The organism is Loktanella sp. SALINAS62 (assembly GCF_018263905.1).
In the GTDB taxonomy this organism is placed as follows: Bacteria; Pseudomonadota; Alphaproteobacteria; order Rhodobacterales; family Rhodobacteraceae; genus Loktanella.
Genome location: NZ_JAAFZU010000055.1, coordinates 161,685 through 177,509 on the forward strand (window position 1 = coordinate 161,685; position 15,825 = coordinate 177,509).

General features: G+C 60.4%; 14 protein-coding genes. 9 read left to right on the plus strand and 5 right to left on the minus strand.

Translation table 11 applies throughout. From position 1 onward, the window contains the following. Window positions 1-56 precede the first annotated feature (56 nt). The 3 genes from GZH79_RS15300 to GZH79_RS15310 are packed head-to-tail and all read left to right on the plus strand — an operon-like array spanning window position 57 to window position 4,712. Complete coding sequence (locus GZH79_RS15300; protein ID WP_211644630.1) at window positions 57-1,103, plus strand: ABC transporter permease; 1,047 nt, start codon at window positions 57-59, stop codon at window positions 1,101-1,103. A gap of 10 nt (window positions 1,104-1,113) precedes the next feature. Further along, entirely contained in the window at window positions 1,114-2,559 is a 1,446-nt protein-coding gene (locus tag GZH79_RS15305; protein ID WP_211644631.1) for an ABC transporter permease, read from the plus strand. A gap of 59 nt (window positions 2,560-2,618) precedes the next feature. Continuing rightward, window positions 2,619-4,712 (plus strand): ABC transporter ATP-binding protein, encoded by a 2,094-nt coding sequence (locus GZH79_RS15310; RefSeq protein ID WP_211644632.1) that lies wholly within the window; start codon window positions 2,619-2,621, stop codon window positions 4,710-4,712. On the opposite strand, the gene GZH79_RS15315 is transcribed toward GZH79_RS15310, so the two are convergent. Together GZH79_RS15315 and GZH79_RS15320 are read right to left on the minus strand one after the other, a co-directional pair. Beyond that, entirely contained in the window at window positions 4,709-6,001 is a 1,293-nt protein-coding gene (locus GZH79_RS15315; protein ID WP_211644633.1) for a DUF2254 domain-containing protein, read from the minus strand. The two genes, GZH79_RS15310 and GZH79_RS15315, sit on opposite strands and share 4 nt — an antisense overlap. Window positions 6,002-6,080: 79 nt before the next feature. Beyond that, the gene (locus GZH79_RS15320) at window positions 6,081-6,668 is read right to left on the minus strand and encodes a lytic transglycosylase domain-containing protein (protein WP_211644634.1); all 588 of its coding nucleotides are present in this window, start codon (window positions 6,666-6,668) and stop codon (window positions 6,081-6,083) included. 172 nt (window positions 6,669-6,840) lie between these two features. On the opposite strand from GZH79_RS15320, the gene ssb reads away from it, so the two are divergent. Beyond that, window positions 6,841-7,374, plus strand: coding sequence for a single-stranded DNA-binding protein (gene ssb / locus GZH79_RS15325; RefSeq protein WP_211644635.1), 534 nt, complete (start codon window positions 6,841-6,843; stop codon window positions 7,372-7,374). A 45-nt stretch (window positions 7,375-7,419) separates the two neighbouring features. Here ssb and aroB read toward each other — a convergent pair whose 3' ends face one another. Together aroB and GZH79_RS15335 are read right to left on the minus strand one after the other, a co-directional pair. After that, window positions 7,420-8,523: a 3-dehydroquinate synthase gene (gene aroB / locus GZH79_RS15330; protein WP_211644636.1), complete on the minus strand. Its 1,104-nt coding sequence runs from the start codon at window positions 8,521-8,523 to the stop codon at window positions 7,420-7,422. Beyond that, window positions 8,520-9,098: a shikimate kinase gene (locus GZH79_RS15335; protein ID WP_349291231.1), complete on the minus strand. Its 579-nt coding sequence runs from the start codon at window positions 9,096-9,098 to the stop codon at window positions 8,520-8,522. The genes aroB and GZH79_RS15335 overlap by 4 nt, the downstream gene beginning before the upstream one ends. A 153-nt stretch (window positions 9,099-9,251) precedes the next feature. Here GZH79_RS15335 and GZH79_RS15340 point away from each other — a divergent pair, with 153 nt between their 5' ends. The 4 genes from GZH79_RS15340 to GZH79_RS15355 are packed head-to-tail and all read left to right on the plus strand — an operon-like array spanning window position 9,252 to window position 13,225. Next, entirely contained in the window at window positions 9,252-9,404 is a 153-nt protein-coding gene (locus tag GZH79_RS15340; RefSeq protein ID WP_211644638.1) for a hypothetical protein, read from the plus strand. Further along, window positions 9,401-10,918 (plus strand): hypothetical protein, encoded by a 1,518-nt coding sequence (locus tag GZH79_RS15345; RefSeq protein WP_211644639.1) that lies wholly within the window; start codon window positions 9,401-9,403, stop codon window positions 10,916-10,918. The genes GZH79_RS15340 and GZH79_RS15345 overlap by 4 nt, the downstream gene beginning before the upstream one ends. Continuing rightward, a complete protein-coding gene (locus GZH79_RS15350; RefSeq protein WP_211644640.1) occupies window positions 10,915-11,853 on the plus strand; it encodes a site-specific tyrosine recombinase XerD in 939 nt (312 codons plus the stop codon). Before GZH79_RS15345 ends, GZH79_RS15350 begins: the two co-directional genes overlap by 4 nt. Before the next feature lie 55 nt (window positions 11,854-11,908). Next, the gene (locus tag GZH79_RS15355) at window positions 11,909-13,225 is read left to right on the plus strand and encodes an HlyC/CorC family transporter (RefSeq protein WP_211644641.1); all 1,317 of its coding nucleotides are present in this window, start codon (window positions 11,909-11,911) and stop codon (window positions 13,223-13,225) included. 48 nt (window positions 13,226-13,273) lie between these two features. Here GZH79_RS15355 and GZH79_RS15360 read toward each other — a convergent pair whose 3' ends face one another. Beyond that, window positions 13,274-14,812: a helicase HerA-like domain-containing protein gene (locus GZH79_RS15360; RefSeq protein WP_211644642.1), complete on the minus strand. Its 1,539-nt coding sequence runs from the start codon at window positions 14,810-14,812 to the stop codon at window positions 13,274-13,276. Window positions 14,813-15,135: 323 nt separating this feature from the next. Here GZH79_RS15360 and GZH79_RS15365 point away from each other — a divergent pair, with 323 nt between their 5' ends. Beyond that, a complete protein-coding gene (locus tag GZH79_RS15365) occupies window positions 15,136-15,765 on the plus strand; it encodes an invasion associated locus B family protein (protein ID WP_211644643.1) in 630 nt (209 codons plus the stop codon). The last annotated feature ends 60 nt before the right edge of the window (window positions 15,766-15,825 follow it).

Here is a 15,825-nt window from a genome sequence, read left to right on the forward strand (position 1 = left end):
CCCCTCTTTTATTTGCGACGAACTGCTGACGTTCGACAGGATACGGGGCCTTTTGTATGGCACGCATGATATTTCGCAGTTTGGGCTGGATGGTGGCAACGGCACTTTGCCTGACATTCATCGTCTTTTGGCTGACCAACCTGTCACCAAACCTTGAAAAGCTGGCAAAAACCCAAGGCAACGCCCGCATGGCCGATGAAGAGGTCATAAGCTGGTTGGACAATCGCGGCTATAGCCAGCCCCTGTTGGTCAAATACGGCGAATGGCTGGGTGTCTTGCCCGGCTATGTGATCGAAGGCAGCGATGGCGAACTGCGCGCGCGCTGTTCAACCCGGGGTCTGACCATCGACGATGCGCCGGCGTTCTGTGGCGTTTTGCAGGGAAACTGGGGCTTTTCCACCGTGTTGCGCGATGATGTGTCCACCATCATCACAACGCGGCTGGGGCTGACCGGCAAACTGATGTTCTGGGTCATGATGGTAATGGTGCCCGGCGCGCTGATCATGGGCATCCTTGCAGGCATGCGCGAAGGGTCGCGTCTGGACCGCAGCCTGTCGACCGTTTCCATCCTGACGACCGCAACACCGGAATATGTCTCGGGTGTTGTGTTCATCGCGGTATTCGCCACCTCGACCTTTGGCATGAACTGGTTTCGCGGCACCGCGACATCGGCCATGGATGACGCGAATTTCAACAACTTTTTCCTGCCCGTCATCACCATCGCACTTTACGGCATGGGGTATATCGCCCGCATGACGCGGGCCAGCATGACCGAAGTGATGACCGCGCAATATATCCGCACGGCCAGACTAAAGGGCGTGTCGTTCCGCAACATCGTGCTGAAACATGCGTTGCGCAATGCACTGATCGCCCCCTTCACCGTCATCATGCTGCAATTCCCGTGGCTGTTGAACGGCGTCGTCATTGTCGAAACGTTGTTCAACTACAAAGGCTTTGGCTGGACGCTGGTGCAGGCCGCGTCGAACAACGACATCGAACTTTTGTTGGGCGTGTCCGTCGTGTCCGTTTTCGTCGTGCTGATCACACAACTGTTGTCCGACATCGGTTACGTGTTTCTGAACCCCCGCATCCGCATTTCCTAAGGAGAACGCGATGGAACCTCTCTCTTGGACCGGGGCGCTTGGCGCGGTGTTGAACCCCGTCGTAATCATCACGGTGTCGGTTCTGGCCATCACGGTCCTTGCCCAGATCATGGCCGGGTTCTTTGCCCCCGCTGTCACGCTGCAATCGAATACGGACGGCACATTGATGGCGCGCGGCGGTTTGCTGGGCAGGCTGGAAACGGCACTGAAATGGACATTCGTGCTGAACCTGTGCCTTGCGGTCGTTTATCTGCTGGGCGGCATCATCCTGTCGTATCAGGGCGCAGGCATCTTGGGCGGCATGGCGCGCCGCTTGCTGCCCGTCTGGATCGCGCTGATCGTGACCTTTGCCGTGTCGATCCGTTTCAAGCGCGGTCTGGGGCTTTATGGTAAGCTGTTTGATAGCACGGTCGGCATGATCGGTTTCGGTCTGGTGATGTTCTGGGTCTATGCGGCGATCCTGTCGGGCCTGTTCGACATGATTTCGACCCATGACCCGCTGCGCCAGATCTCTGGCCTGAAAAACAAGCTTCCCGGTGTCCCGGTGCCAGAAGACGGGCTGTTCCCCTATTACCTGCTGGGCGGCGACAATCTGGCCCGCGACGTGTTCAGCCGGATGATCGAAGGCAGCCAGATCGTCATCGCCATCGCACCGCTGGCCACGGTTTTTGCGTTCATGGTCGGGATCACCGTTGGTTTGCCGGCGGGGTTTTATGGCGGCAAATTGGATGTCGCACTGACCTTTCTGGCGAACCTCATCCTCGCATTTCCGGTCATCTTGCTGTTCTACCTGCTTGTCACACCGGAAATCGTGGCGACCGGCATCCCCAGCTATATGGCCGCCGTGCTGTTCATCTTTCCGATCGTGTTCTTCGGTGTTCTGCTGAACAGTCGCTATTACACGCAACCCGCCAAACGCACGCCGCTCCTGATTGTCGTGATGGCGGTGTTGGGCTGGCTTTACCTGTCGCTGATTTCCCAAGACGGCACAGCACTGACGTTTCTGCCGGGCTGGCTGGACGGCTTTGACATCAACCCCGGCATCCTTGTGGTCTTTGTTTCTGTTGTTTTCGTGAATGCGCCCACCGTGTTCCGGATCGTGCGTGGCCTGACCATGGACATCAAGACGCGCGACTATGTTGCCGCGGCCCAGACCCGTGGCGAAGGCGCGTGGTACATCATGCTGTGGGAAATCCTGCCCAATGCGCGTGGCCCGCTGATCGTCGATTTCTGCCTGCGGATCGGTTACACCACCATCCTGCTGGGCACGCTTGGCTTCTTTGGTCTGGGCCTGCCGCCCGAAAGCCCGGACTGGGGATCGACCATCAACGAGGGACGCAAGCTGTTGCTGATTTTCGTGCACCCGCCACTGCCGCCCGCGCTTGCACTGCTCAGCCTTGTGCTGGGCCTGAACCTGCTGGCCGATGGCCTGCGCGAAGAAAGCCTGCGCGACTGAATTTTCAGGATTCAGCGTCTGTCGGTTTTTTGCGAAGCCGGACCACGAAGGAGAATACGATGCCCGATCCCGCCTACGACGGTCCCATCCTTGAAATCGACAATCTGTCGATCAGCTTTTTCACCCGGCTGCGGGAAATTCCCGCCGTCATGGATTTCTCTGCGACCATCATGCCCGGAGAGGCGCTGGGCCTAGTGGGCGAATCCGGATGTGGCAAATCCACGGTCGCGCTGGGTGTCATGCAGGATCTGGGGGTCAACGGACGCATCGTCGGCGGGTCGATCAAGTTCAAGGGCGAAGAGCTGACGACCATGTCCCCCGACCGGCTGCGCGACATCCGGGGTAGCCAGATCGCCATGATCTACCAAGAACCGATGGCATCGCTGAACCCCGCCATGAAGATCGGCCGCCAATTGATGGAAGTGCCGATGATCCACGAAGGCATACCAGAGGCAGAGGCCCGCGCCCGCGCGCTAGAGGTTGTGACGGACGTGAAACTGCCCGATCCCGAACGCATCCTGAAAGCCTACCCGCACCAGCTGTCAGGCGGCCAGCAACAGCGCATCGTGATCGCCATGGCGCTGATGTCGAAACCGGCACTGCTGATCCTTGACGAACCCACCACCGCGCTTGATGTCACGGTCGAAGCGGCGGTCGTCGAACTGGTCCGCGATCTGGGTCAGAAATACGGCACGTCCATGCTGTTCATCAGCCACAATCTGGGGCTGGTGCTGGATACCTGTGACAGAATCAACGTCATGTATTCCGGCGAAGCGGTGGAACGCGGGTCCATCACAGACGTGTTCGACGAAATGCAGCACCCCTATACGCAGGCGCTGTTCCGGTCGATCCCGCTGCCCGGTGCATCGAAAACCATGCGCCCGCTCAAGGCGATCCCCGGAAACTTTCCCCTGCCCCACGAACGCCCGCCGGGCTGCAATTTTGGGCCGCGCTGTGATTATTTCTTGCCGGGGCGCTGCGACGCGCAAGCGATTCCGATGCACCGGATCGCGGGTGACGACAGGCATCTGTCACGTTGCATCCGGGTCGATGAAATTGATTGGAAGGCGCCCTTGCTGGGCACTCTTGAAACGGCACCCACCGAACCGGGGCCGGTCGTCCTGCGGATGGAGGACCTCAAGAAATATTACAGCGTCGCCGCCAACGCGATGTTCGGCGGGGCCAAAAAGGTCGTCAAGGCAAACGAAACCCTGACCTTTGACGCCCATGAATCCGAAACGCTTGCCATCGTGGGTGAATCAGGTTGCGGCAAATCCACATTTGCCAAGGTGCTGATGGGGCTGGAAACCGCGACCGATGGCCAGATCATGCTGGACAACCAAAGCATCGGGGATGTGCCGATCGAAAAGCGGTCGACCCAGAACGTCGCGGATATCCAGATGGTGTTCCAGAACCCGTTCGACACGCTGAACCCGTCGATGACGGTGGGACGCCAGATCATCCGTGCGCTCGAAATCTTTCGCATCGGCAAAAACGATGCCGCACGTCACGACCGCATGCTGGCGCTGCTTGATCTGGTGAAATTGCCACGGGAATTTGCGGACCGGATGCCGCGCCAGTTGTCGGGTGGACAAAAGCAGCGCGTCGGCATCGCACGGGCGTTTGCCGGTGACGCAAGGATCGTGGTGGCAGACGAACCTGTGTCCGCACTTGATGTCAGCGTGCAGGCCGCTGTCGCGGACCTGCTGATGGATATTCAACGCGAACAGAAAACGACGCTGCTGTTCATCAGCCACGATCTATCGATCGTGCGCTATCTGTCCGACCGCGTCATGGTCATGTATCTGGGCCATGTGGTCGAACTGGGCACCACCGATCAGGTTTTCGCCCCGCCCTACCATCCCTACACAGAAGCGCTTTTGTCCGCCGTGCCCATTGCCGACACACGGGTGAAGAAAAAGCACATCGTGCTGGAAGGTGACATTCCATCCGCGATGAACCCGCCTTCCGGCTGCCCGTTTCAGACCCGCTGCCCCCGCAAATCGCAGGTGCCGGGCGACCTGTGCGAACGCGACGTCCCCCCGATGAGAACCCTTGCGACCGGCCATCAGGTCAAATGCCATCTGGACGATGCCGTTCTGGATGCGATGGAACCGGTCATCCAGATCGCAGCGACGCAGGACACCGCCTAAATCCGACCGGTGACGCCCCTGTCCTGTGCACTGCGCGCAATATCCGCGATTTCCGCAGCGATCACGCGCAACTGCGCGATATCGTGTTCGATCAGCATTTGATCTTCGCTGTAAATCATCGCGCGCGATGATTGACCGACAGCCGACGGCCCAAACACGCCCGGATGCAGCCGCGTCAATGACAACAGCGCCTTTTGCAACGCGATCTGAACCTCGAACAATGCGGCACCATCGCGGGCCAGCGCCTGAAACGCATCGCGCATCGCTTCATCCGCACGCAGCCCCCGCACAAAGACCTGCGGATAGATGACGTCCGGTTCCATAACCTCGTCCCATTGGGACAGAACGCGGGTCATGCGCCGGATCACATCGATGGATGTGCCCGGATCATTGACGGCCGGCGACAGCGCACGACTGGCTATTTCCGACATCACGATCAGTCCAAAACGCGGGTCCTGATCAAAACTGCGGATCATGCCGACCTGAAAACAGGCACGCGCGGCGGTCAGCATTTTGTCATAGTCGTCGCCAATCGGACCGGACGCCACGTAGCACATCGGTGTGTCACGGGTGACGAATTCCCCCGGCAGAACATTCAGATAGAACGTCGCATCATTATCGGACGCCAGTTCGTTCAGGCGCGGCAAGTCGATGAAACGGACGTGACCAATGACCTGTAGGTTCAGCGGCACTGCGTCATCGGGCACGCGCGACCGCAATGGCCGCGCCCCCAGAAACGGGGTCGCCAACCTGCGTGTCATCGCGTCCAATGTGGCTTCCTCGACCCGTGTGACGGTATCGCCCAACCGGCCAAAGTCGGTCAGATGCCCGATCCAGCGGACCAGATTGACGATGATCAGGGCCAACACCAGCAGCGTCGCCCCGAACAGGATGACGCGGCCCCCTTCGCCGTAGATCCCGATTTGCAGGCTGATGATCCCCACTAGGCTGAAGATGAACGCACCGATGAAACTGGCCAGCACCTGTTGGGCGGTTTGATCTGTCTTGAGCAACAAGAATGCGCGCGGTGTCGCGCTGCTGGATGCCGAATTGAAAGCTGCAAGCATGATCGAAAGCGAAAACGTCGTGACGGCCAGCATGGATGACGCAAGGATGTTCAGAATGCTGTCGATCGCATCCGCACCAATCTGAAACGCAAGGGATTCCGGAATAAGCCCGCGAAACAGATACGCCATTGCCGCAGCGACGATCCCCAACAAACCGTAAGCCCCAATCGGCACCCAGATACGTTGAAACAGAATACTAAGGTGGTATTTCAACGATGACATGAGACGCCTTTACACGGATGGTCAGGCGGCACAGGTTGCGGATAATCACGCCAAAGGCAAGCCGCGCGCAGCGCGCGGATTAGCTGCCCCAGATGCGCGCGACATAGGTTCGGGTTTCCGCAAACGGGGGAATCCCGCGGTATTTTTCGACAGCGCCCGGCCCCGCATTATATGCCGCCAGCGCATGCGGCCAATTGCCGAATTTGACAAACTGCTGCTTGAGGTATCGCGCACCGCCATCAAGGTTTTGCACAGGATCATGCGGATCGACCCGCAGCAGCCGCGCCGTTCCGGGCATCAACTGGGCCAGACCGATGGCCCCCTTGTGCGACCGCGCCGTCGGGTTCCAGTTTGATTCCTGTTGAACCAGTCGTGCGAACAGATCTTCGGGAATCCCGTGACGTCGCGCCGTATCGCGCGCAAGCGTCAGATATGGCCCGGCGTAGCGGCCGGCGTAACTTGGCGTGGCGGGTGACAGACTGGGCACAACCGCACGCGGCGGCTGCAATCTCACGGAATTGTTGTACTGATTTGCCGCCCGATTATCGAGCACTGACAATTGGTTCTGGAAAAGCTGCATCCGGTTGGATGTGGAAATCGTCTGCGCCGAGGCCTGCGTCGCGCAGGCCAAACCAATCAGATAAATCGCGATCCGTGTTCCAGTCATGGCCGCTCCCGCTGTCATTGCCACTGACCGCAACTTAAATCATTTCGCGGCTAAGACCAGCGTTTCGCCGCAGACTGGTCCGCGAATGGGCGCGCAGGTCTTCAGCGGCTGTTAACCTTGCGCCGCAAATCTGTCACAACGACACGAACAACAGAATCGCAGGGGGACCGTCATGGCGGGTTCGGTAAACAAGGTCATTATTATCGGCAATCTGGGGCGCGACCCAGAAGTGCGCACCTTCCAGAACGGCGGCAAGGTCTGCAATCTGCGGATTGCGACGTCCGAAACGTGGAAAGACCGCAATTCCGGCGAACGCAAGGAACGCACGGAATGGCACAGTGTCGCCATTTTCAGCGAACCGCTGGCCAAGGTGGCAGAACAATATCTGCGCAAGGGATCAAAGGTTTACATTGAAGGCCAGCTTGAAACCCGCAAATGGCAGGACCAGTCCGGTCAGGACCGTTACAGCACCGAAGTCGTGCTGCGGCCCTACACGTCCACCCTGACCATGCTGGACGGTCGCGGCGATAACGCCGGTGGCGGTGGCGGTGATTACGGTGGCGATTCAGGCGGCTACGGCGGCGGTGGCAGCTTTGGCGGTGATACGGGCGGCGGCTACGGTGGTGGCAGTTCCGGCGGTGGCAGTGGTTCCAGCGGCGGCACCGGCGGCGGTGGCCGCGACATGGATGATGAAATCCCGTTCTGATCGCAGATGCGCCGTCCCGATGGGGCGGCGCATACTGATCTGGCGTCAGGCCGAATCGCGCAATACCGACAGCACTGCTTCGCTTGGCACATCGGACGTAACAAACGCCGCACCGATGTCGTGGGCCAGAATGAACCGCAGCACCCCGTCCTGCACTTTTTTGTCCTGACCCATCAGGGCCAGCAGGGCGTCAGGCGGCGGCAGATCACCGGGGATGTCGCGGATATCCTTTTTCATGCCGATCTTTTCCAGATGCGCGCGCACACGGCTTGGCACCTCTTGGGGGCATAGACCCAGACGGGCGGACAGCTCGAACGCCAGTGCGCAGCCGATGGCCACGCCTTCTCCGTGCAGCAGCCGGTCCGAATAACCTGTCGCTGCTTCCAGTGCGTGACAGAATGTATGACCCAGATTCAAAAGCGCCCGGTCGCCCTGTTCTGTCTCGTCCCGCTGCACGATCTCCGCTTTCATCTGCACCGACCGCGTCACGGCGCGGGCGCGTGCCGCAGCATCGCCCGCGACCATTGCGGCTGCATTGTCGTCCAGCCAGTCAAAGAACGCGGCATCCCCCAACAGACCGTATTTCACAACCTCGCCGTAGCCTGCCAGAAAATCGCGGCGCGAAAGGCTTGCCAGTAAATCGGTATCCGCCAGCACAAGGCTGGGCTGGTGGAACGCGCCGATCAGGTTCTTGCCGTGTGGCGCGTTGATCCCGGTTTTCCCCCCGACAGAGCTGTCGACCTGTGCCAGCAATGTCGTGGGAATCTGCACGAACCGCACGCCACGGCGCAGGATCGCTGCGGCAAAGCCCCCCAGATCGCCGATGACACCGCCCCCAAGGGCCACGACGATGTCACCGCGTTCGACCTTTTGATCCAGCAGCCATTCCACGCTGCGCGACAGCTGTGTCCAGTTCTTTGTGCTTTCGCCGGGCGGCAGTGCCAGCGCGTCCGATGTCAGTCCAGCGGCAGACAGTGCCGCCTGCAACGCGTCAAGATGCAGCCCCGCCACAGTTTCATCGGTCAGGATGGCAATATGCGTGCGCCCGCCCAACGCCGCGATGCGCGCGCCTGCGTCCGCCAGCACACCGCCGCCGATCATCACGTCATAGGCACGGCCCGGCAGATCGACGGTCACGGTGGCAGTCATGGGCGGTCCTCCAGAATATCGGGACGGGTACGCAGCAAATCGATCACTGCATTGGTGGTATCATCGATGCTGGCGCGGGGTTGCACGGGCAATTCCAGTTCCGCCTTGGCATAAATCGGCGTGCGCGCGGCAAAAAGTGCTGCCAGCGTGCCGTAAGGATCGGCAGTCCGCAACAGCGGGCGGGTATCCTTGTGGCGGACACGGTCCCACAGGACCGACAGGGGGGCGTTCAGCCAAATCGCGATCCCCTTGTCATGGATCGCCTGCCGGTTGCGTTCCGCAAGATAGGCGCCGCCACCCGTGGACAGGATCGTGGGCCGTTCGGTGATCAGGCGGGCGATTACCTCTGATTCACGGCGACGAAAGAACGCCTCGCCATCGCGGGCGAAGATATCGGCAATCGTCGCGGCGGCGGCGGCTTCGATTTCGGCGTCACTGTCGGCAAAGGGCACGCCCAGCCGGGCAGCCAGCGCGCGCCCGATCGCCGTCTTGCCTGACCCCATCATCCCGACCAACACGACCGGGCGGTGCAGGATGGGCGCGGACGGCATTGCCGTGTTCTTTTCAGACGCCACTTGCGACCCGTTGGATGTTGGCGGCAGGCTGTCTGCCGCCGGTTTCAAATTTCCTGCCCTGAATGGCGTGATCTTGGTGAAAAGGCCATATACAATCAGGTAAATTCGGTGGTGACGTACCGCAGATTCGGCAATTTGGCGGGGGCCCGTAATATGTGGCGATTAATCAAGGTTCTGTTTTATCTGGCGATTCTGGCTGGTCTTGCGCTGATTGCATATGCCTATATCGGGCCGCTGGTATTCCCTGACGATTTTGCGGCACCCAGCACACAGATCATGCAGCCCATTACACTGGACACCGATTGAACCGCGCAGCACTCGTCATCGCCCTGTTGACAGGGCCAACAGCAAGTCTGGCTCAGGACGCGAACGAACCGCTGTCGGCGATCGACTGGCTGTCGCAGTCGGTCACCACATCGGCGCCTGCGACATCTGCGCCGGTGACGCCACGCAACGAACCTTCTGTCACGGACTCGGCCACAGCGCCGGTTGTCACAGTCACCCCGCTGTCGCAGGCAGGATACGGCGCGGTCGGCGCGATTTCTTCTGCGGTCAGTAGTTTGCCAACCGATCTGTGGCTGGCCAGCGACCCTGCCGACATCATCACACTGATCCAGGCGCAATCTGACACCGGGCTACCCGCGCTGCACGATTTGCTAACAGCTATCCTGTTGACCAAGGCAGAAGCCCCGACAGGCGCCGAACTGGATATATTGCTGGCCCGGATCGACAAACTGCTGGACCTTGCGCTGATGCCACAGGCGCTGTCGTTGATGGACGCTGTCGATGCCAGATCTGATCCCCAGCTGTTCCGGCGCTGGTTCGACATGGCATTACTGACCGGAACCGAAGACGACGCCTGCAACGCGATGCAATCGACGCCGTCGCTTGCGCCGACCGTGCCGGCCCGTGTCTTTTGTCTTGCACGCACCGGGGATTGGCCCGCTGCCGCACTGACCCTGAACACCCGCCGCGCATTGGGCGATCTGACCCCGGACGAAGAACTGCTGCTGTCACGTTTTCTGGACCCCGAACTGTTCGAGGACGAAGGCCCGTCACCCGCGCCCGACCGGATCAGCCCATTGATGTTTCGCCTGCGCGAAGCCGTCGGAGAAGGGCTGGCCACCACGCGGTTGCCGTTGGCGTTCGCCTATGCCGATCTGCGCGACACCGTCGGTTTGAAAAGCCGGCTTGATGCGGCTGAACGTCTGGCGCTGCATGGCGCCTTGGCCGCGCCGACCCTGTCGGACATTTATCTGTCGCGCACACCTTCTGCGTCAGGCGGTATCTGGGACCGGGTGTCGGCGGTGCAGGATTTTCACGCCGCGACCCGGATCAAGGACAAAAGCGCCATCACCGCCACCCTGCCCGATGCCTGGGCCGCAATGGAGGAGATCCGCGCGGAACACCTGTTCGCGACGCTTTATGCCGATGCCGTGGAAGATGTGAACAGCGACACGCCAGCGGGCAATATTGCCCGCATCATGCGCATGTTGGCAGGGCAGCCGACGGACGACGCATCGCCCATTCTGCAGGCTTTGCTGGGCGGCGATCCCGCCACCGCCGACACGGCAAACCCGATTGAGGACGCGATAAAGGCCGGGTTCGACGACCAACCACCGTCGCAGCCATTGCAAGACCTGCTGACAGAAGACCGCATCGGCGAAGCCTTGTTGCGCGCCATCGCCATTTTTAACGCAGGCGCGGCCGGTGACGGGCCAGCCATCACCGATGCCTTGCGGGTCTTGCGTGCCGCAGGTCAGGACAAGACCGCACGGCGGGCCGCGATCGAACTGCTGCTATTGGACCGGCGCATATGACGCCACAGCCAATGATGCGCTGGATTCAGACTTTTGTAGCGGCGCAGGCGGCTGAACTGGATGCCGCCCGCAATACGCAATTGGCCTATGCGCGCGATCTGGCAGATTTCGCGGACTGGCTGGCGGATAAGGGGCTGCATTTCGCGGATGCCACGCAAGATGACGTTGCGGGCTACCTGATCGACTGCGACCGGCTGGGATTGGCGCGCGCGACGCGGGCGCGCCGTTTGTCGTCGATCCGGCAGTTATACCGCTTTGCCTTTGAAGAAGGCTGGCGCCATGACAATCCCGCGATCCGGATCAAGGGTCCGGGCAAGGCGAAATCCCTGCCAAAGACGCTGAGCGTGGAACAGGTCGGGCGTTTGTTGCAGGCCGCCCGCGACAGTGGTGCCGACGCTTTGCGCAACACCTGCCTGTTGGAACTGCTTTATGCGACGGGGATGCGCGTGACAGAATTGGTCAGCCTGCCGGTGTCGTCGGCGCGTGGTGATCCCCGGATGCTGCTGGTGCTGGGCAAGGGCGGCAAGGAACGTCTGGTGCCGCTTTCGCCCCCGGCCCGCATGGCGGTCCGCGACTGGCTTGCCGCGTGGGATGCGACGCAGGACGACCGCCGCGCCGATGGCAAACCTGTGTCCAAATTCCTGTTTCCCGCCCGTGGCAAGGCAGGTCATATGACCCGGCAACGTTTTTTCGTCCTGATCAAGGAATTGGCGACCACCGCCGGGATCGACCCTGACGACGTGACACCGCACACCATGCGACATGCGTTTGCCACGCATCTTTTGGCAGGCGGCGCTGACCTGCGCGCAATCCAGATCATGCTGGGACACGCCGATGTGGCCACGACCGAAATCTATACCCACGTGCTGGACGAGGCATTGTCCGAATTGGTGCTTAATCATCACCCCTTGGCACAAGCAACCAAAGACCCTTGAAGCATAGTCGCCTGACGCCATATTACGGCGCTGACATAAGACAGGAACAACATCGATGGACCCCCTTACGAGCGAACCGGCGCTCTTGGATGCCGCTTTCTGGATCACCGCCGGGGGCATCGTCGTCCTGTTGTTCATGTCGGGTTTCTTTTCCGGGTCCGAAACCGCCCTGACCGCCGCGTCCCGTGGCAAATTGCGCGCCGCCGCAGATCGCGGCAGCACGGGGGCGGTCCGTGCACTGGAACTGACCGAAGACAGTGAACGTCTGATCGGCTCAGTCCTGCTGGGCAACAATGTCGTCAATATCCTTGCAACATCACTGGCCACGGCGCTTTTGACGCGGGTGTTCGGCCCGAACGGTGTGGCACTGGCGACGTTGGTGATGACAACGCTGGTGCTGATCTTTGCAGAGGTTCTGCCAAAAACCTATGCCATCACGAACCCCGAAACGACCGCCAGTTTCGTGGCCCGCCCGATCAAGATCATCGTGATCCTGTTTTCGCCGGTGGTATCGGCCGTGCGCTATTTCGTGCGCGGCGTGTTACGTGTGTTCGGTGTGCAGACAGATCCCGATAGCCAGATCCTTGCCGTGCGCGAAGAAATCGCCGGTGCGCTGCAACTGGGTCATTCCGAAGGCGTGGTGCTGAAAGAGGACCGCGACCGGATCTTGGGTGCGCTTGATCTGGCCGAACGCACCGTGGAAGAGGTCATGTTGCACCGGTCCAGCATCGAAATGATCGACGCCGACCAGCCCGCAGCCGACATCCTGCGCCGCTGTCTTGAAAGCACCCACACGCGCCTGCCGCTGTTTCGCGATGACCCCGAAAACATCGTGGGCGTCATTCACGCCAAGGATCTGTTGCGCGCGATGCACCATGTGGTGTCCGACGGGGCCAGCCTGTCAGACGGTGTCACCCGCGTCGATATCATGGACGTGGCAATGCCGCCCTATTTTGTGCCGGAAACCACGACGCTAGATGACCAGATGCGCCAGTTCCTGAAGCGCAAATCGCATTTCGCGCTGGTCGTCGATGAATACGGCGCACTGCAGGGTCTGCTGACGCTCGAAGATATCCTGGAAGAAATCGTGGGCGAAATCGCGGACGAACACGACGACGAAGAAGATTACGCCTTTGAACGCACGGCTGACGGGGGGTTTCTGATCGACGGGTCCATGACGATCCGCGACCTGAATCGCGCGCACGACTGGAACCTGCCGGACGAGGAAGCCAACACCGTGGCGGGTCTGGTGATCCACGACGCACAGATCATCCCGACCGAAGGTCAGGTCTTCAGCTTTCACGGCTTTCGGTTTGAAGTCGTCGCAAAGGACGAAAACCGCATATCAATACTGAACATCCGCCCCCTCTGACACAGACGGCGACACGGGCGGCGCTGGGGGCAGCGCCGCCAAGCCCAGTCAGCGCCCCTTGAAAAGACCGCCCAGCACGCCGCGCACGATGCGGCGTCCTGTTGTGCCTTTCAATTCCTTGATGACGACAGATGCGATGGCCCCGCCGAAACCGCTGTCGGCCTTGGACCGTCGTGACGTGGACCGCTCTGTCTGACGACCATCATAGCGGCGCGCCATCTTGAACTCGCGCTCCTGTGCGTCAGCTTTTTCTTCTTCTGCCTCGGCCTCTGCGGCCGCTTTGGCCGCATCTTCAGCCCGCTTGCCTAGCAGTTCAAACGCGCTTTCACGATCGACCGTCTGGGCATATTTTGCATGCATCGGGTTCTGGCCCATCATCACGGCGCGCGTTGCCGCATCAATCGGACCCAATTGTGATGATGGCGGCCGGATCAACGTCCGTTCCACGATCTGCGGGGCACCTTTCGCGTCCAGCATGGATGTGACGGCTTCGCCAGTGCCGACCTGCTGGATCGCTTCGGCCGTGTCGAAACTGGGGTTTGCGCGGTATGTCTCTGCCGCCTTTTTCAGTGCCTTGCGGTCGCGTTCGGTGAATGACCGCAGCGCATGCTGCACCCGGTTGCCCAACTGGCCCAACACGTCATCGGGCACGTCATCGGGATTTTGCGTGATGAAATAGACCCCGACCCCTTTGGACCGGATCAGGCGCGCGACCTGTTCGACCTTATCCACCAGCGCCTTGGGTGCATCATCAAACAGCAGGTGCGCTTCGTCGAAAAAGAAAACAAGCTTGGGTTTGTCGGGATTGCCGACCTCTGGCAATTCTTCAAACAATTCCGACAACAGCCACAGCAGGAACGTGGCATACAGCGCGGGCGACGCCATCAGCCGGTCGGCGGCCAAAATGTTGATCATGCCCCGCCCGTCATCGGCACAGCGGATCATATCCGACAGTTCCAGCGCAGGTTCCCCGAACAGGTTGTTGCCGCCCTGATTTTCCAGCACCAGCAACTGACGCTGGATCGCCCCCACGGATGACGATGCCACGTTGCCATAACGCAGGCTCAGGTCGCTGGCGTTCTGGCCGACCCAGACCAACAAAGCCTGAAGGTCTTTGAGATCCAGAAGCGGCAGACCTTCTTCGTCGGCCACGCGAAAGGCGACGTTCATCACACCTTCTTGCACGTCGGTCAGGCCCAGCAAACGGCTCAGCAACAGGGGCCCCATTTCCGCGACCGTCGCCCGGACAGGATGGCCCTGCTCGCCCAGCAGATCCCAAAAGGTGACGGGAAAGGCATCGTATTGCAGATCAAGCCCGATGATCTGCGCCCGTTTCATAAAGGCGTCATGCAGCTTGAAATCCGCTGATCCAGCCACCGAAAGGCCGGACAGATCGCCTTTGACATCGGACAGAAACACCGGCACCCCGGCGTTGGAAAAACCTTCGGCCAGAATTTGCAGCGTGACAGTCTTGCCCGTGCCGGTGGCACCCGCGATCAGGCCATGACGGTTTGCCTTGTCCAACAATAGCGACTGCGCGACGCCGTAGTCCGCGCCGCCGCCGCCAATAAAAATTTCATCCGACATGATCGCCCCTAAACCAATTTATCTACCCCAGACTAAGCGCGCCCGCCGCGTGATGAAAGTGTGAACAGCCCCGCATGACAGTCCCTGCCCGCGCTGACGTCAAAACCGATCATCTTGCGATAATTTCGCGTTGACGCAGGAATTTTCATGGCCTAGCGTCTGCTCAATTCGTCGGCAACGTCCGACAGGGAGAAACCGAAAAAGGGTCCTTTGCGGGACCCTTTTTCATGTCGGCATAGTCGTGCGAGTGCGATTAAATTAACCCTGACAGTCACCAGTCACCGTGGTAGGTCACAGGCCAAATTCTTGCCAAGAGGTATCCGATGTTCAACACAACCAAGATTTCGCTTCTTTCGCTTCTGATCGCTGCAGCGCCCTTGTCCGCCCTTGCCCAAACGACAGAGGATGAAGCACCCGCAACCGAAGCCCCGGCAGAAGCACCCGCCGCATCCCAAGACCCGGCGTCGGACGAACCTGCGGCCGTTGCCGATGACGGCGCATTGCGCGTCGGTCAGCCCTACATCCGCGAAGAATTCGGGGATTGGTCCCTGCGTTGCCTGAAATCCGAAGACGATGTCGACCCCTGCCAGCTATACCAGCTGCTGCAGGATGAAGACGGCAATGCCGTGGCAGAGGTCAGCTTGTTCCCGCTACCCGATGGGGGCGATGCCGCCGCCGGTGCAACCATCGTGGTGCCACTTGAAACACTGCTGACGCAAAACCTGCGTGTGACAATCGACGCTGGCGAACCAAAGGTCTATCCGTTCACGTTCTGCAACGAGGCTGGTTGCGTCGCCCGCGTCGGGTTTACCGCCGCAGAGGTGACCCAGCTTCAGCGTGGCAACACTGCCGTGGTACGCATGGTCCCCGCCGCAGCCCCCGATCAAGAAGTTCTGCTGGATATGTCGTTGTCAGGCTTCACCGCCGGTTTCAACAGCGTGAACGAACAGTAAAAGCAGACGCTGTTGGCGATGATGGGCCGCCCCGCAACTGCCGGGCGGCCTTTGTCGTGG